Raw genomic sequence first — 19,050 nt, 5'->3', positions numbered from 1 at the left:
GTGGGGTTTCCCATGTGAGAGTAAGTCATCGCCAGCTCATTATTCTAACACCCCGACCCCGAAAGAGGTCGGGGTGTTCTTCTATGTGGAAAATAATAAAAGTAAACCATTAAAGTGCTTTAATTAAAAATACTTCATATGATTTTGTTTTTTACTTATGATGTATCCAATTAAAATTGAGTTTCTGCCTATGCACTTTAAAATCATCGCAGCCCAAGATCTAAATGAGCAACAGCGACAACAGATTGCTGACCTATGTTTTACTGCTTTTGATGAAGATCCTTGGAGTCAATATACCTTCATGCAAAATGCTATACATATTATAGGCATATTGGATGGTAATATTGTGTCACATGCTTTATGGACAGATCGAATTTTCACCTTAAAAGATGGTATTACTTTAAAAACTGCTTACATAGAGTATGTGACTACTGATTTCAAAATGCGTGGAAAAGGACTCGCATCTAAATTATTAAAATATTTAACTGATGCTTTAACTACTTTAGGCTATGAACTCGCGGCATTACAGCCTGAAGATGAGACATTTTATAAAAAATTAGATTGGATTTCATGGTGGGGGGATTTATACATCAAACAAGATGCTTCCACTTATCTAACAGATAATTATCAAATTATGCTATTTCCGTTGAGCGCTATGCTGACGGAGCGACTAACTCATAATTTAGAAGATGATAGTATTTGTGCCGATTGGAGAGAGGGAGAACTTTGGTGACTCGCTATATAAAATTTTGGAAAACATTAGCTTTAGTCTGTAACAAGAAGATTAGCGTAGTCTTAATAATGTAAGATATAGATAGGAAAATAAACTTATTTAATCTAATAATTTGATTTTTAAAATAATTCTTAATTTTTTGTTTATTAAAAAGAAATCTATGACAAGAGACACTCCTCATTTAAGAATTCAGGCATTACTTAGCTTTTCTACTTTCCTGTTTATTCTAGAAGCTTATAATGATTCAGAATCATTCCAAATCTAATAAGGATATAACATGTCTACTGATCAGCAATTTCCAACACCCAATAATTTAGGAATAGCAGTTTATCCAAATAATGCAGAAGCTATTGGCAATACTCCTTTAGTTCGCATTAATCGTTTGATTAAAACTGGTGCAACCGTATTAGCAAAAGTGGAAAGCCGTAATCCTGCATTTTCTGTGAAATGTCGTATCGGAGCGGCACTCATTGCTGATGCAGAAAAGCGTGGTGTGTTAAAAGAAGGTATGCATATTGTTGAGCCAACCAGTGGTAATACTGGTATTGCATTGGCATTTGTTGCTGCGGCAAAAGGTTATCCAATTACTCTAACTATGCCTGCAAGTATGAGCCTTGAGCGTAGAAAAGTATTAAAAGCACTCGGCGCCAATTTAGTTTTAACTGAACCAGCGAAAGGGATGAAAGGTGCAGTTGATGAAGCCATTCGATTAGCAGCTGAACAGCCAGATGTTTATTTCTTACCTCAGCAATTTGAAAATCCAGCGAATCCTCAAATTCATGTAGACACAACTGGTCCTGAAATTTGGCAAGCAACAGATGGACAAGTCGATATTTTGGTTGCAGGTGTTGGTACTGGCGGCACAATTAGTGGTATTTCTCGTTATTTCGAACAAGTTCAAAATAAACCTTTGTATTCTGTAGCCGTTGAGCCTGCTGAGTCTCCAATTATTACTCAAACTAGAAATGGAGAGAACATTACACCTGCGCCGCATAAAATTCAGGGAATTGGTGCGAACTTTATTCCAAAGAATCTTGATTTAGATCTTGTGGATGAAGTTTTACCCGTGACTAGCGAAGAAGCAATTCAGTGGGCAAGAAACTGTGCAACCCAAGAAGGTATTCTAGTGGGTATTTCAAGTGGCGCAGCTTTGGCTGCGGCGGCAAAAATTGCAGAACGCCCTGAAAATGCTGGTAAAACTATTGTTGTTATTCTGCCAGATAGTGGGGAGCGTTATTTATCTTCTGTTCTGTTTGACGGTTTATTTGACGAATAAAATTAACTGTATAAAAAAGCCCATCTATTGATGGGCTTTTATTTAAGCTTATTTATAGGGCACTTTTTAAAGCTTTTTGATGACGTTTAACAGATCGAGCATATTTTTTAGCTTTGTGCCGTGTCCAGAAGCTTCGCTCATATCCAGTTGGTCCCACATTATAATAAGCTGTTGCTTTGAACCAACTATCCGCTGACTGATAATAGTGATTTAAGATATAAGCACCACATTGAATATTTGTAGATTCATCATACAAATTACCAGCACAACTTTGTTGCCAATAGCTGGGAATAATTTGAGTTAAACCTACCGCACCCGTAGGTGATAGCGCATTAGTATTGTAACTCGATTCTTGTCTTATGACCGCGGCAAGTAAAAGAGGGGGCACATTATATTGGTCAGCACTTTGAATAATAATCGGAGATAACCGATTTGCTGTGCTTTGTGGAACAGAATAAGCTTTTTGTAGACCAGACGAGAGCTTATTTGAACGCCATGAAAATGAACCACTATTCGGGCCTAAGCTTGTACACCCAGTCATTATTGTCATTAAAGCAATTACGAAAAATTTGAGACCCAAAATGTTTATTTGAGTCGGTTTAAAATAATTGTTAGATAAAGATGAGGTAAGCAAAATACAAAACCGATAATCAAATTTCAAATGAAATCATGGTATTCAGCTGTAATTAATCGATCAATATAAGTTCTGTTGCTCAGCACAAGCAAAGAGTAAGAATTTTGTATAATTAAAATGAAAAAACCCCGACATCCTGTCGAGGTTCTTTCGTATTCAGCTTATGTAGCTAACTCCTGTCAACTACCGCTTCCTGCGTTCTTATTCTTCTTCAATGAGACATCCTGTCTCTCTATGCTTCATATATTATGAAAAAATACTAAAGATGAATATCCGCAAATCGCCGCAATTTTTGTACGTTTTAACTTACTTAAATACAATGTCGACAAGTTTCTGAGCTATAGGCGCACAAATCAATACACTTGGAAAAGCCAATATCCATGCAATAATCCAAGCTGATACCCACAATGAAAGGAAATGATGATTTAGCCCAACTACTTTAAAAGTTGAAATGCCTGAAATTATAAAAGACATCATTCCTGATAAAATTAAGAGAAATAAAAGCCTCTGTGCTTTCATGGTCTTATATTCCTTGATAAGCATTTAAGGTTAATGCAAAATTTTCTCCAAATTGTTGAGCAGTTTTAATATCTCCTTCATCAAACCTATCAGCATTACTGCCATGTTCAGCCTGAGCCATTAAGCCTGACCATGAGCCTAGACGATTGGCTGCTTGAGTATAAGGAATACCTTGGTGTTGTTCTGGCATAATCGGGTTGCCGACCCATAACATGCCGTGTTGCATGCAAAAAGTAAAAATTGAAATTAGTGTCGATTGTTTATCACCTGCGGGAAGGGAAGATACGGTAAAGCCAGCCGCTAGTTTTCCTTTAAAGCTCTGCTTTTTCCATAATGGACCAGTTGCATCCATGAGTTGTTTTAACTTAGAAGATACACCCCCTAAATAAGTGGGGGATCCCCAAATTAAGCCGTCATATTGAATTAGGATTTCTGGGTTTTCGACAACATGTTCAGCATTGAGTAAATCTACTTTAATATCTTTATGGCTCAAAATACCAGTTTGAATTTGCTGAGCAATAAATTGGGTGTGGCCTTGGCGACTATAGTAAATAATGGCAACGGTTTTCATGAGTAGTTTCCTCTTTATTTAAAGTTGAAATAGTTTTGCAGTGAGATATAAGGCACAACCAAAAACACTATGGTTCATCAAACTTTTTAGGCAGTTCAAAAAAGGACGAGGGGTTTTTGAAGAAGCAAAACCACTACCCATCGCAGGTTGCATAATAAAAAAAGGAATGAGAACGGTGACTACACCAAACAGAAGTGCTGAATAAAACTGAGGATGGCTAAGCCAATCTGAGCCAACAATTAAAAGAAAGCTAAATGAAAAGATTAGTCCGACACTATAGTGAGCAATCCAGCCTAATAAATATTCACCCTTAATTTGAGGGCTTTGAGCTATAGATTGATGGATAATTTTTCCGTGAAATATCCAGCTGACCCAACGTCCAAGCAAGCCGAAGTTTAAGGTGGGAATTTTGAATATCTTTAATATTAACAGCCAGATATCCATCATAATTGTTGCGCCAATACCAAGGCATAAAGCCTGAAAGAACGTTGAGGAGAGATTCATTTTGAAACCTTGCTTTTATACGTCTGAAACGTGATAAATTTATTGTGCAAGTTAAAGTTCACTTGAAGTCAAGAGGTTATTATGGATATTGGTGAAGTCGCTAAAAGGGCAAAAGTCACAACAGCAACACTACGTTTTTATGAAGAGAAAGGATTAATTAAATCGATAGGGCGGCAAGGTTTACGTCGGCAGTATGGGAAACAAGTGCTTGATCAATTGGCACTCATTGCTTTAGGTCGTGCCGCAGGTTTTTCTTTAAATGAAATCGCAACAATGTTTGGACAAGATGGTAAGCCAGAGCTTGATCGGCAAAAACTAAAAGATAAAGCTGAACAATTAAAACAAATGGCAAAACGATTGCATTTTATTAGTCAAGGATTAGAACATGCTGCGGTATGTCCTGCTGAAAATCATATGGAATGTCCAACCTTCCAGAACTTTTTAAAAGCAGCAATTGCGGGAGAATATCAGCCAACAAAACTTTAATCAGTTTTTAGCGAAGAGGTTGAATTTTTAAGGTTCTATTAAATAGTTGGTCTTGTCATATTTTCGCCATAAAGATTTCATCTTTTTGAAGTAAAAACTTCATATAAGCTTGATTAAATTTGCTTAATTTTTTACCAACTGTATAAAACTATGAGCAAAAAAACTTTAGTCGCATTATTATGCTGTGCCAGTTTAGGATTGACGGCATGTAATGATGATAACGATCAAGAACAAACTTCACCTAATGAAAAAGTTACTGAACCGACCTTAATTTCTTTTGCCAAATTACCTGTAGAAACTTATGCGGCTGGCCCAGACTCTGGGGCATATGTGAAAGGTGCAAATGGAATTTATCCTCCATTTAAGGGTCAACCTGTACAAGGCTTTTCTGCTGCATTAAAAAATGAAGATGGCAGTTATATGGCAATGGCTGATAACGGTTTCGGAACTCAAGATAATTCAGCAGATTTTTTACTTCGTATTTATAAATTAAAACCTGATTTCAAAACTAAAGCTAAAGGCACGGGTCAAGTAACTGTGCAAAGCTTTATCCAGCTGCGTGATCCGAACAAATTAATTCCATTTAATATCGTGAATGGTGATACAGCTGAGCGTTTATTAACGGGTGCAGATTTTGATCCAGAGTCTATGCAACGTACTAATGATGGGACCTACTGGATTGGGGATGAGTTTGGACCTTATTTACTTCATTTTTCAGCGGACGGTGTGCTATTAGATGCACCAATCGCTTTACCAAATCCATTAAATCCGACTCAAGAATTACGTTCACCACAAAATCAGTTTAATAAAGCGCAAATTAATTTTGTAGAGCCTTTGGTTCAGCAAAGTGGTGGTTTTGAAGGAATGGCAATTTCACCAGATGGGCAGTATCTTTACCCGCTTATAGAAAAGCCAATTAAATCAATTCGGGAAACAGAAAGACAACTACTGATTTCTCAATTTGATCTGAAGAAAAAAGCGTATACAGGAAAATATTATTGGTTCCAGTTAGACAGCAAGGTAACCAATATTGGTGACTTCCAACTCTTTAATGATAAAGAAGGCATTATTATTGAGCGTGATGCGACCCAGAATAATTTAGGCGGATATAAAAAATTAATCCGTATTAAATTAAATGAGTCAGGTCAGCTAGTAAGCCGTGAAGATTTAGTCGATTTAATTAAAATTGCTAACCCGAATTTGTTGTATGGCACAGCTAGAGCAGGGGATATTGGTACGGGACAGGTTTTTGCCTTCCCATTTGAAACCATTGAAGATGTGATTATTGAAAATGGCACAACGCTTACTGTTTTCAATGATAATAACTTCCCTGGTTCGACAGGACGTAATGCAAAATTGGCTGATGATAATGAGATTATTCAGATTCGTTTGCCAAAAGCGTTGTTCTAATCTCTACAAATAAAAATTAAAACTGCGGCGGATTTTGTTCCGCCGTATTTTTTCCAAGAATAAAATATTGAGTAAAGTTTAATCAAATTAATTTCTATATTGTTGTTTTCGCATGTTTTATAAACAGGGAAAATGAATGAAATTCATGTTAAAATGATCAGCTTTCATCTTTAGATGTCTCTCCTCCATCTGCTAGCCGAGATTCGCAAGCCATGTCTACTGCCTACACCATGCAGACTGCGCCCAAAGCGCTGTTTGATTACGACAAATATTGGGCGTCGTGTTTTGAACCCGCACCATTTTTGCCGATGTCACGAGAAGAAATGGACCAACTCGGCTGGGATGCATGTGACTTTATTTTAGTCTGTGGCGATGCTTATATTGACCACCCATCATTTGTATCGGGTGTGATTGGGCGTGTACTTGAAGCACAAGGTTTCCGTGTCGGAATTATTGCGCAGCCAGATTGGACCAATGTTGAAAGCTTCCGCGTTTTAGGTAAGCCAACGATTGCTTGGGGTGTAACCGCAGGTAATATGGATTCGATGATTAACCGTTATACGGCAGATCGTAAAATCCGTTCTGATGATGCTTATTCTCCAAACAATGAACCAAATAAACGTCCTGACCGCGCAGCAACAGTTTATTGCCAGCGCTGTCGTGAAGCTTTCCCAGATGTACCAGTGTTATTAGGTGGTATTGAAGGTAGTTTACGTCGTATTGCGCACTACGATTATTGGTCAGATAAAGTTCGTCGTTCGATTTTGATGGATTCAAAAGCCGATTTACTCATGTATGGTAATGGTGAGCGTGCCATTATTGATGTGATGCATCGTTTGGCCAAAGGTGAAAAAATCCACGAGATTACTGATGTTCGTGGTACAGCATTTATTATTAATAAACATAACAAAGCATCAAAAGCAAAGTTTGTTGAAGTTGCGAGTAATGATGTAGATACGATTGGGCGTGTTGATCCAATTATTAACCCCTATGTCATGACTGAAGATATTGATGGCTGTGAGGTTGAAAAAGAAAAGGGTAACTCTTTAGCTCAGTATCAAGATTTCCAGAAAGAGATTGTTGCAAATCCGATTGTGCGTGAAGGCGACAAACTCGATGACGACACTCAAATCGTTCAATTAAAGCCGGCACCGTCAAAAGCAATTAAACACAAGTTGCCTCCACGCGAGTTGGCTGTAATTCGTTTACCTTCTTTTGAAGAAGTGTCAAATGATCACGTGCTTTACGCGCATGCAAACCGTATATTGCACCTTGAAACTAATCCGGGTAATGCCCGTGCTTTGGTTCAACGCCATGGTGAACGTGATGTCTGGATTAATCCACCACCAATTCCTCTAACGACTGAGGAAATGGATTATGTGTTTGATTTACCATATGTACGTTTGCCACATCCTACTTATGGTGATGCGCGTTTCCCTGCATTTGATATGATCAAATTCTCGGTCAATATTATGCGTGGCTGTTTTGGCGGCTGTACATTCTGTTCAATTACAGAACATGAAGGTCGTATTATTCAAAACCGTTCGGAAGATTCGATCTTACGTGAGATTGAAAAAATCCGTGATACTGCACCTAACTTCACAGGTATTATTTCAGATTTAGGTGGTCCAACGGCAAACATGTACCGTTTGCATTGTAAAGACCCAGAAATTGAGAAGAACTGTCGTAAACCTTCTTGTGTATATCCAGGCGTTTGTCAAAACTTGCATACTGATCATGCACCTTTAGTGCAGCTTTATCGTAAAGCACGTGCAATTAAAGGTGTGAAGAAAATTCTGATTGGTTCAGGTTTACGTTATGACCTTGCCGTACTCAACCCTGAATATGTAAAAGAACTAGTACAACACCACGTTGGCGGTTATTTAAAAATTGCTCCTGAACATACCGAAAATGGTCCTTTATCTAAGATGATGAAGCCGGGAATTGGTACTTATGATCGTTTCAAACAAATGTTTGACCGTTTCAGTAAAGAAGCAGGAAAAGAGCAATATTTAATTCCTTACTTTATTGCAGCACATCCGGGTACTTCAGATTATGACATGATGCACCTTGCAATTTGGTTGAAAAAGAATGGTTTCCGTGCCGATCAGGTACAGACGTTCTATCCATCGCCAATGGCAACTGCAACAACTATGTATTATTCGGGCAAAAACCCGCTTGCTAAAGTCGCTCGCTATACTGAAAAAGTTGATATTGTAAAAGGTGAGAAACGCCGTCGTCTGCATAAAGCATTCCTACGCTACCATGATCCAAACAACTGGCCATTGCTTCGTGAAGCTTTAAAAGAAATGGGGCGTGCAGATTTAATTGGTAATTCAAAGCAGCACTTGATCCCGACCTATCAGCCACAAGGTACTGCTGAAGGTGAATATAAGTCGGCACGTAAGAAGAACTCTTCTGTAGCGGGTGATTCAGCAAAACGTGGTCAGGGACAATCTCGTTCAGCAGCAGGGCAAAAACGTCCACAAAAAGGACAGGTTTTAACCCAGCACACTGGTTTGCCTCCTCGTGAAACAGGTGAGAAAAGACCATTTGGTGGAAAAAGTAAACCTAAAAGCAAGGTTCGTGGATATTGATAAAACAGGCTCTTAAATAGAGCCTGTTTTGTTTTTAAAGTGTCTATTTAAATCGTATAGTGAGATTTTTGAAGATTAAAAGTACAAAAAACGTAACGAATAATGATAAATAGCAAAAATCTGACGAGCTGCACTTGATTGTTGTAGACTCTATGATTATAAATAATGTGAGGGTGGCTAAATTTAAGCCAAGCTTGATAACTACAAGTGAAATTACTAAGTGAACCTTTTAAAAAACGGCTGTGTCGTTATCAATTAAAACAAAGTGTGATCTAGCAAAATCATTATAAAAAACCTAAAGGATTGGACCCATGTACTATTTAATCACGATCTTATTATTATTTTTGGCTGTTGTAATGGCAGTGAAAAGTCTTTCGCGAAGGCATCAACATGATAGTGCCTTGAAGCGCCGTGCAGTATTAACTAGCCATGAGCAAATGACATTAACCAGACTACAAACAGTTTTACCTAAATTTACCGTGTTGGCACATGTATCCTTTGATGCATTATTAACTACAAAATATGCGCATACACGTCGAAAATATCAAAATATGGCAGCTGATTTTGTTGTACTTGATCAAAATTATCAGGTTGTTGTCATTGTTGTTCTTGGTGAAAATGGTTTACGCCGTGCGCATCAGCAATATGAACGTCGTCTATTACAATTGGCTGGCTATCGTGTACTGCATTACAGTGAGGTGCCTGATTATCACGATCTAAGAAGGGACTTATTGACACCAGAAACAGAGATGGCAACTTTACATGCAACGCCGCAACTAGAAAGAATGTCAAATGCGTTTGTGAAGTCTTAAAAATTAGAGATTATAGCAATTGATTAGAGAACTCATTAAAGAAGATCTTAATAACATGCTGACATTAAAAATGTTAAAACTACTAAAAAATTGAGCAATATAACTAGGGATATTGCTCAATTTAGTGTCATTTTATATTTATAAAAATTATGGAAGTACTGCAACAACCGTCATTTCTACAAGCACGTCTGGTGCATAAAGTTTAGATTCGACACAAGTACGTGCTGGTGGATGTCCTTCACTAATCCATGCATCCCAAACTGCATTCATTGCTGCATAATCTTTGTCGATATCTTTTAGAAAAATCATAACAGAAAGAATATGGGTTTTATCTGTTCCAGCTTCTGCCAATAGACGGTCAATATTATCTAAAGTTTGTTGAGTCTGTGCTGTAACATCTACGCTTGTATCATCTGCGAGCTGGCCAGCTAAATGTACCAAATTACCTGAAATCGCAACTTCGCAGTAGCGTGAAGTCATGTGTAAACGCTTTACCGTCATAAAAATGCTCTAGGGTGGTTTTATTTAATAGTTTTGATTTTATGAAGAGTTACTGGGTTGGTGCAAGCAAGCAGAAAGGAATTTCAGTAGATTATTGTGATGAAGGGATATCTAAGCCATGTATCAAAAGAGCCCTGTAATATTCGGATTTGGTCGTCACGCCAATCACAGGACGATATGCCGAAAGTAAAGGTTGCTTTGGCATGTTGCAAATACATGGGTAATGAATATGCGTTGATTAGGTTACTCTAAAGTCTCAGTAAAAGGGAGTCTATTTTGTTTAAAAGTTGCTCTTTTGAGTGAAAATTAATCAATCACCAAAGGTTAAGTTGGAAGTCATCCGCTTGGGTTTGTAATTGATAAACTCCTATACCAATTAAGCGGAACTGAAAATGTTCAGGAATCTGCATTTCATTTAATAATAAAAATAAAACTTGGATTAAGTCCTGTAGCGACTGGATCGGTCTTTTAAAGCTTTTACTATGTTGTAAAGTCTGAAAATTCTTGAGTTTAAGCTTAATATTCACACCACGTGCATTGAGCTGTTTTTTCTCTAAGCTTTGCCAGACTTTCTCGGCTAGTCCCTGCCAATAGGGCTGACATTGAACCAAAGTAAAGTCACTATCGAAAGTTGTCTCTTTCGAAATTTGTTGGCGAGCTCTTTCAGCTTGAACAGGTCTATGGTCAATTCCTTGTGCATATAGATAGAGCTGTTGCCCATATTTACCAAAGTGGTGAACTAAAACAGCCTCTTCAATTTTCTGTAAATCGCCCAAAGTATGTAGTTGAAGTTGCTGTAATTTTTCCTGAGTGACTTTGCCGACTCCAGGAATCTTTTTAAGTGGCAAGTCTTGAATAAAACTAGCGACTTGCGAAGGTTTAATTACACATAAGCCATTCGGTTTATTCCAATCTGAAGCAATTTTTGCCAAAAATTTATTAGGAGCTACACCTGCTGATGCAGTCAGTCCAGTTAACCTAAAAATATCTTCCCGAATATGCATCGCAACCTCGGTTGCACTCGCAATCTGTTTTAGATTTTCTGTGACATCCAAATAGGCTTCATCGAGCGATAAAGGTTCAATAAGCAGAGTATATTGCTGAAAAATAGAGTGAATTTGAGCAGAGACTGTGCGGTATTTTTCAAAATTTGGTTCAATAATAACGACTTGAGGGCATAGTTTTCTTGCCTGACTCATCGACATGGCTGAACGCAAACCAAATTCACGGGCAGGATAGGATGCAGCAGCAATGACAGCTCGCGGATGATGCGAAGAAATAACCACAGGGAGATGCTTTAGATCAGGACGCTCTCGCAATTCGACTGATGCATAAAAGGCATCCATATCGATATGAATGATTTTGCGCATATTATTGTGCTTTCACGATGCCTTGCTGCTGTAAGAATTGGTGCCATTCTTTGACTGAACCCTCATAAACATTTAAGTCTATGGGCTTTATTATCCCTTCAATTTTACCCTGATTACTATGCTGCCAAAAGAGCCATTTTCTCTTGTCTTTAAGTTCAGGTTTACCTTCATAATCACGAACCCAAAGTGGTGTATTAGGAAAACTACCGATTAACACAATGTGATAAAAAGTTTTAGAAATATAAAATATAGGCTGTTTGCCATAATGCTGTTTTAGGCGATCATGCATGATGCCTATTTCTTTAAGTAATTCTTCTTTGGTATGCGAATTAATACAGTTACCGTCATATTCCAGATCAATGACGGGAGGAAGAGCATCTAATTTTTTAGGTACAGTCGCAATAAAGTTATCAGCTTGTGTCTTTCCATCACGACACAGGCGATAAAAGTGGTAAGCCCCTACATGAAACCCATGTTCACGAGCTTTGAGCCAGTTTTCTTGAAATTTTGAATCTTTGTAATCACCGCCTTCAGTTGCTTTTAAATAAACGAATTGGAACTTTTCCGGTGATATTTTTTTCCAGTTAATATCTTCTTGATGATGAGAAATATCAAAGCCTTGAACTGGATAATCTTGTGCAACGGCTTTTTGCTGATAGAACAGACCAAAATAAGCCAGAACTCCCATAACACATCCCAAGCCAATTCCGATAAAGGTATTGTACCGTGCTGTGAAAAAGGTTTTAGCCAGTTTGGTCATGCAAAACTCATTAAAGATTTGAAGCCGACATCATAACGTGATTCGCGAGCGAGAAACCACGCTAAAAATGCAACGGCTTATACGGGGGTATTTTTTGGAATTTGCCAGAAAATAAGCGCTGTAATGACATTGATACAGCCGAGGCAAATTAAAGTGACATGGAATGCAGTGGTCACATGGTCAGCTCCATAATAGTCAGTAAAGATATTAATGAGTGTGCCCGCAAGTGCTACGCCAATACTCATTGATAGCATCATGATCATCGATAAGAAACTATTACCGCTACTTGCATCTTGTTGAGGCAAATCTTTTAAGGTCAACGTGTTCATACCCACAAATTGCAGTGAGTTTAATGTGCCAAATAAGAAAAAGTGTAAGGCTCTAAACCAAGTTGGAGTGTCGACTGTCATGATGGCGAAAGAGGCAATACATAGCCCGACCAGCGTTGTGTTGATGAGTAAAAAACGTCGATAGCCAATCTTTTGGATAATCGGTCTGACAATTGGCTTTGAAAATAACGAGCCTAACACCAGTGGAATCATCATTAAACCAGCAATAAAGGGTTCAAAACCAAAAGCCACCTGTAGCATGAGCGGTAAAACAAAAGGTAAAGCATTACCACCAAAGCGGGCAAAGAAATTACCTAAAATACCAATCGCATAGATTTTGTTTCTAAAGAGTCGACTGCGGAATAATGCATTTTGATGAGTGTGGGAGTGATAGGCATACCAAAGTGTTGCAATTATGCCGACGACTAAAAGTGAAATGCTGAACCAGTTTGAATATTCAGGTGAGGCTAAATGTTCGATACCCAAAGACCATCCAATCATGGCCACCACTAATAAGATGAAGCCACCTAAATCAAATGTTTTGACTGAAGGTTCTTTTAAATTAGGCATGACTTTTAATGTCATTAAGATGCCTAAGATACCCATGGGAATATTAATCAGGAAAATCCAGTGCCAAGTTGCAACTTCAACTAACCAGCCACCTAAAGTTGGACCAGCCAACGGCCCGAGTAAACCTGCAAGACTCATTAAGCTCATTGCAGCTAAGAACTGAGTTCGGGGAATAATCTTTAAAAGTGATAGTCTGCCAACAGGAAGTAGTAAGGCTCCGCCTACGCCTTGGATGACTCGGAAAAATAAGAGTTCATTGAGGCTCTGAGAAAGACCACAACCTAAAGAGGCTAAAGTAAAAATAACGATTGCCGATAAGAAAATATTTCTAACACCAAAGCGGTCTGCTAACCATCCACTTAAAGGAATGCAGGCAGCTACTGATAAAACATAGGCCACAACTACGCTATGCATGCGTAGAGGGTCTTCATTTAAATGGTGAGCCATTGCAGGAATAGCTGTATTTACAATTGTTGTGTCCAAAGCCTGCATAAAAAAGCCAATGGAAACCAAAAGTACGAGTAAGCGATATTCAGGTTGCAAGGCTTGGTGAGTCGGCGTGGCATTCATAACATTTGAAAGTTAACGTTTTGGTCTAGTGTAAAACAAATTGAAAGTAAAAAAAGTAAGACAATGTTGATTACCCCTTTAATAAATCTAAGTGCTTTTGAAGGTAGCGGTGAAAATAGTTAAAACAAAAAAAAGCGGCAGAACCGCTTTTTTATGGAGAGTAGGTGGGTAACTAAACAACAAATCTTTTCGGCATTTTTAAATTTTTAATGACGTTATAAATTTGATCGACATCATCACATACAATTAATTTAGCTCGGTGCTGAAGGGGAAGAAAACCTTCTTGAACCGCATGGTCTAGTTGGGCAATCAATGCATTATAAAAGCCATTTACGTTATACAAAATCATGGGTTTTTGATGTTGATTAAGTTGGCCCCAAGTGGCTATTTCCAATATTTCTTCGAATGTTCCTAAACCGCCGGGTAATGCAATAAATGCACTTGCACGCTCTGCCATCATGGCTTTGCGCTCGTGCATGGTTTCTACGATATGTAATTCGGTTAAGCCAGCATGGGCTACTTCATAGTCGAGCATAAATTCAGGAATGACACCGACAGCTTCTCCGCCGTTTGCGAGAACGCTTTCAGCAACTTGTCCCATTAAACCAATACTGGCACCACCGTAGACTAAACCGAAACCTTGGTCAGCAATTCCATGAGCGAGTTCAATCGCCTTTTCTCGGTAGATCGGGTTATTTCCCGCACGTGAACCACAATATAATGCAATAAGAGGTTGTTTTGTTTTTACAGCTGTTATTGGTGAATCATTTACTGCCATTGTTAATACGCTATTCATTGTTTTATTTTCACCTTATCACGTTCATATTTCTTGTCTACACTAAGCAAAAAATATGACAACTTTATAAGCAGATTTATAGTAAAGACTAACGTTTTGTATGGGTTTAGTGAATGCCTGTCATGAACAAATAAAAATGATGAATTTATGTTAAATCTTGCCTATACTAAAAATTCGTTTAACAACATATGAACAAATATGGGTAGTGGTTGTAGTCGCTCCGTTTTAATTTCTTGTCCTAAAAAAACATTTTCCCTCCTTTGTATGGGCATGCCTGCTGTGTTGCCAAATAAAGATAAAATCCAATCAGCACAGGAGCAGGATCGATGATCTTTGAATGGATGTCTGATCCATCTGCTTGGGTGGGTTTAGCAACTTTAATCGTTCTTGAAATTGTATTGGGGATCGATAACCTCGTTTTCATCGCTATTTTGGCTGAAAAACTGCCGCCAGAGCAGCGAGCTAAAGCACGTATAATTGGTTTAATACTCGCCTTAGGAATGCGGCTAATACTTTTAGCTTCGATTGCTTGGGTCGTGACACTGACAGAACCACTCTTCCATATTTTTAATCACCCATTCTCTGGGCGTGATTTGATCTTGTTGTTCGGTGGTGTGTTCTTGCTCTTTAAAGGCACCATGGAATTGCATGAGCGCATGGAAGGTAATCAACTTCATAAAGAAGATAACCCTGTTCATGCTGCGTTCTGGATGGTCATTGTCCAGATTGTTGTGCTTGATGCTGTGTTCTCGTTAGATAGTGTGATTACCGCTGTAGGTATGGTGAAAGAACTGTCTATTATGATGGTTGCAGTTGTAATTGCTGTCGGAATCATGTTGTGGGCATCGAAACCGCTCATGGATTTTGTGAATAAGCATCCAACGGTTGTTATTCTGTGTCTTGGTTTCTTGATGATGATTGGTTTCTCTTTGGTGGTGGAAGGTTTTGGTTTCCATATTCCGAAGGGCTACTTATATGCTGCAATTGGCTTCTCGGTTTTGGTGGAAATTATCAACCAAAGCATGCGTCGCAATCAGGAAAAACTGGTTACAACTACAGACTTACGTTATCGCACTGCTTCAGCCGTGTTACGTATGTTAGGCAGTAAAAGCAGTGGTTCTAGCTCAGATACGCAATCTTCTGATAAAGAAGACGTATTGGCTACACAAGCTTTTGCAGATGAAGTATTTGATGAAGAAAATGGCGCTTATCATAGTGTGCTTGTGCAAGGTGTTCTTAGTTTATCAGAACGTCCTGTAAAGTCTGTTATGACTCCACGCCCTGAACTTGAGTGGATTGATTTAGACGACGAACCAGAAGTTTTAAAAGAACGTTTAATGTCAATGACACACTCTCGTTTGATTGTTGCACGTGGTGAGCTTGATAATATTGAAGGTATTGCACTTACTCATAAAGTTCTAAATGGCTTTATTGAAACAGGTGTAGTCGATTTCCAAAAGCATTTACGTGAACCTGTCATTGTGCATGAAAATGCTCAAGTACTTATGGTGATGGAGCAATTACGTCAAGCACCGTTACAAATGGCAATCGTTTTAAATGAATATGGTTCAATTGAAGGTATTGCAACGCCAATTGATATTCTAGAAGCCATTGCGGGTGAATTCCCTGATGAAGATGAGCTAGATGCAGCCGCTGAGAGTTTGGCAGATGGTTCATTAATACTTGAAGGTTCAACGGACATTCGCCACGTATCACTTTTATTAGGCCGTGATTTGGTCGATGAGAGTGAACAGTATTCAACTTTGTCAGGTTACTTGCTGTTCCATTTAGGCCGTTTACCAGAAAATGGTGAAGCTGTTGAAGCAGATGGTTATCGCTTTGAAGTGATTACGATGGAAGGTCATAAAATCGAGAAAGTTCATATTGTTTCTATCGAACAAGATGAATCAAAAGATTAAATGACATTTTAAGTCTAGAAACATCATAAAATAGCTCAACTCTGAGCTATTTTTTTATTTGAGAAACACAAAATGACTCAACACATTTGTCCATGTGGAAAAGGCAGCTATGCAGAATGCTGTGAGCCTTTACATTTAGGCACAGCAAAAGCCCTGACAGCAGAGCAGCTGATGCGTTCGCGTTATAGTGCTTTTGCATTACAGCAAATTGATTATATTGTTCAAACAACCGCTTTAGGTCAGCAAACTGCACTTGATAAAGATGCTATTGCAGACTGGAGTAAACAAAATCAATGGTTGGGTTTAGACGTCGTTAACGCCAAAGAAAAACTCGATAAAACCCATGCACAGGTTGAATTCAAGGCACATTATCATGATGGACAAAAAGCTCAGGTTCACCATGAGGTTTCACATTTTGTATATCATCAACAACAATGGTTTTTTCTTGATCCCACGGTAGATATGCATGTCACCATGAAACAGCCTTGTATATGTGGCTCTGGAAAAAAATTTAAACAATGCTGTGCACAATTCCTATAACTTTATCTTAAAATACGCGCACCGTTTGGCCTGAGGGAAAGGGCAATGTTACTCACCGTTATTTATATTATTGCGATTACTGCCGAAGCCATGACAGGCGCACTGTCTGCTGGGCGACGGAGTATGGACTGGTTCGGTGTCGTACTGATTGCCTGTGTGACTGCTTTAGGTGGTGGGTCTGTACGTGATGTATTACTTGGTCACTATCCTTTAACTTGGGTAAAACATCCTGAATATTTAGTTCTGACTTGTTGTGCTGCATTTGTCACAATCATTATTGCCAAATGGATGCGTCATTTACATAACATCTTTTTGGTGCTCGATGCCTTAGGTCTAATTGGATTTACCATTATTGGTTGTCAGATTGCTTTACAAATGGGGCATGGTTTTGTCGTATCGGCAGTAGCTGGGGTGTTAACTGGCGTTTCTGGCGGTATTTTGCGTGACATTTTATGTAACGACGTTCCGTTCGTTTTCCGTCGCGAACTTTATGCGAGTATTTCTTTTGTAGCGGTCATTTGCTATTGGGTATGCTTAGATTTGGGATTCAGTTTAGAGTTAACTGTTATTTCAACCTTAATTTTCGGTTTTACTCTGCGTTTGATTGCGATCTATTTCGGCTTAGAAATGCCTAAGTTTATTTATAAAGATGACGATGCAGAATCAGCTTCATCAACCGATGAACATTAATCATGCAGAATACGATGTGAGCATGCTATAACAATTAAATATTGTATTGCTCACTTATTCTTTCCAGTAGAGTTTTCTTATGGATCTGGTTTCACGTATACAAAATCTTCCAATTGGCAAATTCCACTACACATTATTGTGGGTGGTTGGTTTAGGTTGGATGTTTGATGCGATGGACACCGGTATTATTGCTTTTATCATGACAACGCTTGTTAAAGACTGGGCATTAACACCAGCCGAAAGCGGTTGGATTGTCAGTATTGGCTTTGTAGGAATGGCTATTGGGGCAGTTTGCTCGGGAGCCTTAGCCGATCGTTTTGGTCGAAAGACAATATTTGCCACAACCATGGCAATTTATAGTATTGCGACCGCCTTATGTGCTTTTGCTCCAGATTTAAAATGGTTATTGATTTTCCGTTTTATTGTTGGCCTTGGACTTGGTGGGCAGTTACCTGTTGCGGTGACATTGGTGAGTGAATATATACCCTCACATGTACGTGGTCGTTTTATTGTATTACTTGAAAGTTTTTGGGGTTTAGGCTGGTTAGTTGCAGCGTTAATTTCTTATTTTATTATTCCTAAATTTGGCTGGCATATCGCATTTCTGATGGGCGGCCTCCCTCTGATTTATATTCTAGTGATTTGGAAAAAACTTCCCGAGTCGATACCGTACCTGATTAACCGTGGACGTATTGAAGAAGCGCATACATTAGTTCAAAAACTAGAAGCTCAGGCGGGTGTTCAAATCGTTCATCACATTGAAGTTGTGCCTGTCGCTATACAACAAAAGGTCTCTTTTAAACAACTTTGGAGTGGCCCTTTTGCACGCCGTAGTTTAATGCTTTGGCTCATCTGGTTTGGGATCGTCTATTCCTACTACGGTATCTTTACGTGGTTGCCAAGTTTATTGGTGAAACAGGGTTATGACATTGTTAAATCTTTTGAATATGTTTTGCTGATGATTTTGGCACAGCTACCCGGTTATTTGGCAGCAGCATGGTTTGTAGAGCGATTGGGTAGAAAAATTACTCTCGCTTCATTTATCGGGTTTTGTGCATTGTCTGCATATTTCTTTGGACAAGCCGACAGCGTAAATAGCATTATGTTTTGGGGCTGTCTCATGTCTTTCTTTAATTTAGGGGCATGGGGCGTGTTATACACCTATACGCCAGAACAATATCCAGCCAATATTCGGGCTTTTGGTTCGGGCTGGGCATCGGCAATGGGGCGTTTAGGCGGAATTTTGGCGCCGATTGTCGTTACTCATATGATGGTTGCAAAGCATGGATTTAGCCATGTTTTTATGATGTTTACTGTTGTTTTACTTTTGGTCGCGGCTGTAATTTTAATATTAGGTGAAGAAACCCAAGGGAAAAGACTAGAGTCGATAGGTCTCTAGTTTTGCCTAACTTTATAGCAAGTAACTAAAAATATAGAGAGATGAGACATAATTTGACGCTCAG

The 19,050-nt window shown here is 38.7% G+C and carries 19 protein-coding genes and 1 pseudogene; 11 read left to right on the top strand and 9 right to left on the bottom strand.

Going from position 1 to position 19,050, the window contains the following annotated elements:
- Positions 1–190 precede the first annotated feature (190 nt).
- Together ODQ17_RS13545 and cysK are read left to right on the top strand one after the other, a co-directional pair.
- Positions 191–733, top strand: coding sequence for a GNAT family N-acetyltransferase (locus ODQ17_RS13545; protein ID WP_322904336.1), 543 nt, complete (start codon positions 191–193; stop codon positions 731–733).
- Between the two features lie 277 nt (positions 734–1,010).
- A complete protein-coding gene (gene cysK / locus ODQ17_RS13540; RefSeq protein ID WP_322904334.1) occupies positions 1,011–2,009 on the top strand; it encodes a cysteine synthase A in 999 nt (332 codons plus the stop codon).
- 52 nt (positions 2,010–2,061) lie between these two features.
- Here the strand turns inward: cysK and ODQ17_RS13535 are convergent, their stop codons facing one another.
- The 4 genes from ODQ17_RS13535 to ODQ17_RS13520 form a co-directional block, all read right to left on the bottom strand.
- A complete protein-coding gene (locus ODQ17_RS13535; protein WP_322904332.1) occupies positions 2,062–2,670 on the bottom strand; it encodes a lytic transglycosylase domain-containing protein in 609 nt (202 codons plus the stop codon).
- 279 nt (positions 2,671–2,949) lie between these two features.
- Positions 2,950–3,162, bottom strand: coding sequence for a DUF2798 domain-containing protein (locus tag ODQ17_RS13530; protein WP_199944067.1), 213 nt, complete (start codon positions 3,160–3,162; stop codon positions 2,950–2,952).
- A 4-nt stretch (positions 3,163–3,166) separates the two neighbouring features.
- On the bottom strand, positions 3,167–3,733 hold the full coding sequence (locus tag ODQ17_RS13525) for a flavodoxin family protein (protein WP_322904330.1): 567 nt from the start codon (positions 3,731–3,733) through the stop codon (positions 3,167–3,169).
- Between the two features lie 18 nt (positions 3,734–3,751).
- Positions 3,752–4,237, bottom strand: a complete 486-nt coding sequence (locus tag ODQ17_RS13520) for a DUF2938 domain-containing protein (RefSeq protein ID WP_322904328.1) — start codon at positions 4,235–4,237, stop codon at positions 3,752–3,754.
- 81 nt (positions 4,238–4,318) lie between these two features.
- On the opposite strand from ODQ17_RS13520, the gene ODQ17_RS13515 reads away from it, so the two are divergent.
- The 4 genes from ODQ17_RS13515 (at position 4,319) to ODQ17_RS13500 (ending at position 9,542) form a co-directional block, all read left to right on the top strand.
- Positions 4,319–4,723, top strand: coding sequence for a helix-turn-helix domain-containing protein (locus tag ODQ17_RS13515; RefSeq protein WP_322904326.1), 405 nt, complete (start codon positions 4,319–4,321; stop codon positions 4,721–4,723).
- Positions 4,724–4,873: 150 nt separating this feature from the next.
- Positions 4,874–6,133, top strand: coding sequence for an esterase-like activity of phytase family protein (locus ODQ17_RS13510; RefSeq protein WP_322904324.1), 1,260 nt, complete (start codon positions 4,874–4,876; stop codon positions 6,131–6,133).
- Between the two features lie 212 nt (positions 6,134–6,345).
- Positions 6,346–8,730 (top strand): YgiQ family radical SAM protein, encoded by a 2,385-nt coding sequence (locus ODQ17_RS13505; RefSeq protein WP_322904322.1) that lies wholly within the window; start codon positions 6,346–6,348, stop codon positions 8,728–8,730.
- 311 nt (positions 8,731–9,041) lie between these two features.
- Positions 9,042–9,542 carry a DUF2726 domain-containing protein gene (locus ODQ17_RS13500; RefSeq protein ID WP_013199159.1) on the top strand — a complete coding sequence of 167 codons (501 nt, stop codon included), beginning with the start codon at positions 9,042–9,044 and terminating at the stop codon, positions 9,540–9,542.
- Between the two features lie 147 nt (positions 9,543–9,689).
- Here ODQ17_RS13500 and ODQ17_RS13495 read toward each other — a convergent pair whose 3' ends face one another.
- Positions 9,690–10,043: a RidA family protein gene (locus tag ODQ17_RS13495; RefSeq protein WP_322904320.1), complete on the bottom strand. Its 354-nt coding sequence runs from the start codon at positions 10,041–10,043 to the stop codon at positions 9,690–9,692.
- 193 nt (positions 10,044–10,236) lie between these two features.
- Here ODQ17_RS13495 and ODQ17_RS13490 point away from each other — a divergent pair.
- A pseudogene (locus ODQ17_RS13490) lies at positions 10,237–10,353 on the top strand (hypothetical protein).
- Positions 10,354–10,357: 4 nt separating this feature from the next.
- Here ODQ17_RS13490 and dinB read toward each other — a convergent pair.
- The 4 genes from dinB to ODQ17_RS13470 form a co-directional block, all read right to left on the bottom strand.
- Positions 10,358–11,413 carry a DNA polymerase IV gene (gene dinB, locus ODQ17_RS13485; protein ID WP_151989346.1) on the bottom strand — a complete coding sequence of 352 codons (1,056 nt, stop codon included), beginning with the start codon at positions 11,411–11,413 and terminating at the stop codon, positions 10,358–10,360.
- A gap of 1 nt (position 11,414) precedes the next feature.
- Positions 11,415–12,173 carry a glycoside hydrolase family 25 protein gene (locus ODQ17_RS13480; protein ID WP_322904316.1) on the bottom strand — a complete coding sequence of 253 codons (759 nt, stop codon included), beginning with the start codon at positions 12,171–12,173 and terminating at the stop codon, positions 11,415–11,417.
- A gap of 77 nt (positions 12,174–12,250) precedes the next feature.
- Entirely contained in the window at positions 12,251–13,642 is a 1,392-nt protein-coding gene (gene mdtD, locus ODQ17_RS13475) for a multidrug transporter subunit MdtD (protein ID WP_151826328.1), read from the bottom strand.
- A gap of 172 nt (positions 13,643–13,814) precedes the next feature.
- Positions 13,815–14,438, bottom strand: coding sequence for a TIGR00730 family Rossman fold protein (locus tag ODQ17_RS13470; protein ID WP_013199154.1), 624 nt, complete (start codon positions 14,436–14,438; stop codon positions 13,815–13,817).
- 326 nt (positions 14,439–14,764) lie between these two features.
- Here ODQ17_RS13470 and ODQ17_RS13465 point away from each other — a divergent pair, with 326 nt between their 5' ends.
- From ODQ17_RS13465 to niaP, 4 genes are all read left to right on the top strand, one after another.
- On the top strand, positions 14,765–16,357 hold the full coding sequence (locus ODQ17_RS13465) for a TerC family protein (RefSeq protein ID WP_192455830.1): 1,593 nt from the start codon (positions 14,765–14,767) through the stop codon (positions 16,355–16,357).
- A 72-nt stretch (positions 16,358–16,429) separates the two neighbouring features.
- Positions 16,430–16,897: a YchJ family protein gene (locus ODQ17_RS13460; protein WP_322904309.1), complete on the top strand. Its 468-nt coding sequence runs from the start codon at positions 16,430–16,432 to the stop codon at positions 16,895–16,897.
- A 45-nt stretch (positions 16,898–16,942) separates the two neighbouring features.
- Positions 16,943–17,587, top strand: coding sequence for a trimeric intracellular cation channel family protein (locus tag ODQ17_RS13455; protein ID WP_004795225.1), 645 nt, complete (start codon positions 16,943–16,945; stop codon positions 17,585–17,587).
- A gap of 79 nt (positions 17,588–17,666) precedes the next feature.
- A complete protein-coding gene (gene niaP, locus ODQ17_RS13450; RefSeq protein ID WP_009392333.1) occupies positions 17,667–18,986 on the top strand; it encodes a niacin transporter NiaP in 1,320 nt (439 codons plus the stop codon).
- The last annotated feature ends 64 nt before the right edge of the window (positions 18,987–19,050 follow it).

This window comes from Acinetobacter sp. IRS14 (assembly GCF_034650275.1).
In the GTDB taxonomy this organism is placed as follows: Bacteria; Pseudomonadota; Gammaproteobacteria; order Pseudomonadales; family Moraxellaceae; genus Acinetobacter; species Acinetobacter oleivorans.
Note: the sequence above shows the minus strand (reverse complement) of the source record. Positions and strands in the feature narration are given on the sequence as shown.

What these genes read in the sequence shown, in the direction of transcription:
- ODQ17_RS13495 (WP_322904320.1), bottom strand. Translation starts at nt 10,043, where the DNA reads ATGACGGTAAAGCGTTTACACATGACTTCACGCTACTGCGAAGTTGCG.
- dinB (WP_151989346.1), bottom strand. Translation starts at nt 11,413, where the DNA reads ATGCGCAAAATCATTCATATCGATATGGATGCCTTTTATGCATCAGTC.
- mdtD (WP_151826328.1), bottom strand. Translation starts at nt 13,642, where the DNA reads ATGAATGCCACGCCGACTCACCAAGCCTTGCAACCTGAATATCGCTTA.
- ODQ17_RS13515 (WP_322904326.1), top strand. Translation starts at nt 4,319, where the DNA reads ATGGATATTGGTGAAGTCGCTAAAAGGGCAAAAGTCACAACAGCAACA.
- ODQ17_RS13505 (WP_322904322.1), top strand. Translation starts at nt 6,346, where the DNA reads ATGTCTACTGCCTACACCATGCAGACTGCGCCCAAAGCGCTGTTTGAT.
- ODQ17_RS13500 (WP_013199159.1), top strand. Translation starts at nt 9,042, where the DNA reads ATGTACTATTTAATCACGATCTTATTATTATTTTTGGCTGTTGTAATG.
- ODQ17_RS13530 (WP_199944067.1), bottom strand. Translation starts at nt 3,162, where the DNA reads ATGAAAGCACAGAGGCTTTTATTTCTCTTAATTTTATCAGGAATGATG.
- niaP (WP_009392333.1), top strand. Translation starts at nt 17,667, where the DNA reads ATGGATCTGGTTTCACGTATACAAAATCTTCCAATTGGCAAATTCCAC.
- ODQ17_RS13460 (WP_322904309.1), top strand. Translation starts at nt 16,430, where the DNA reads ATGACTCAACACATTTGTCCATGTGGAAAAGGCAGCTATGCAGAATGC.
- ODQ17_RS13525 (WP_322904330.1), bottom strand. Translation starts at nt 3,733, where the DNA reads ATGAAAACCGTTGCCATTATTTACTATAGTCGCCAAGGCCACACCCAA.
- ODQ17_RS13465 (WP_192455830.1), top strand. Translation starts at nt 14,765, where the DNA reads ATGATCTTTGAATGGATGTCTGATCCATCTGCTTGGGTGGGTTTAGCA.
- ODQ17_RS13455 (WP_004795225.1), top strand. Translation starts at nt 16,943, where the DNA reads ATGTTACTCACCGTTATTTATATTATTGCGATTACTGCCGAAGCCATG.
- ODQ17_RS13545 (WP_322904336.1), top strand. Translation starts at nt 191, where the DNA reads ATGCACTTTAAAATCATCGCAGCCCAAGATCTAAATGAGCAACAGCGA.
- ODQ17_RS13520 (WP_322904328.1), bottom strand. Translation starts at nt 4,237, where the DNA reads ATGAATCTCTCCTCAACGTTCTTTCAGGCTTTATGCCTTGGTATTGGC.
- ODQ17_RS13510 (WP_322904324.1), top strand. Translation starts at nt 4,874, where the DNA reads ATGAGCAAAAAAACTTTAGTCGCATTATTATGCTGTGCCAGTTTAGGA.
- ODQ17_RS13470 (WP_013199154.1), bottom strand. Translation starts at nt 14,438, where the DNA reads ATGAATAGCGTATTAACAATGGCAGTAAATGATTCACCAATAACAGCT.
- cysK (WP_322904334.1), top strand. Translation starts at nt 1,011, where the DNA reads ATGTCTACTGATCAGCAATTTCCAACACCCAATAATTTAGGAATAGCA.
- ODQ17_RS13480 (WP_322904316.1), bottom strand. Translation starts at nt 12,173, where the DNA reads ATGACCAAACTGGCTAAAACCTTTTTCACAGCACGGTACAATACCTTT.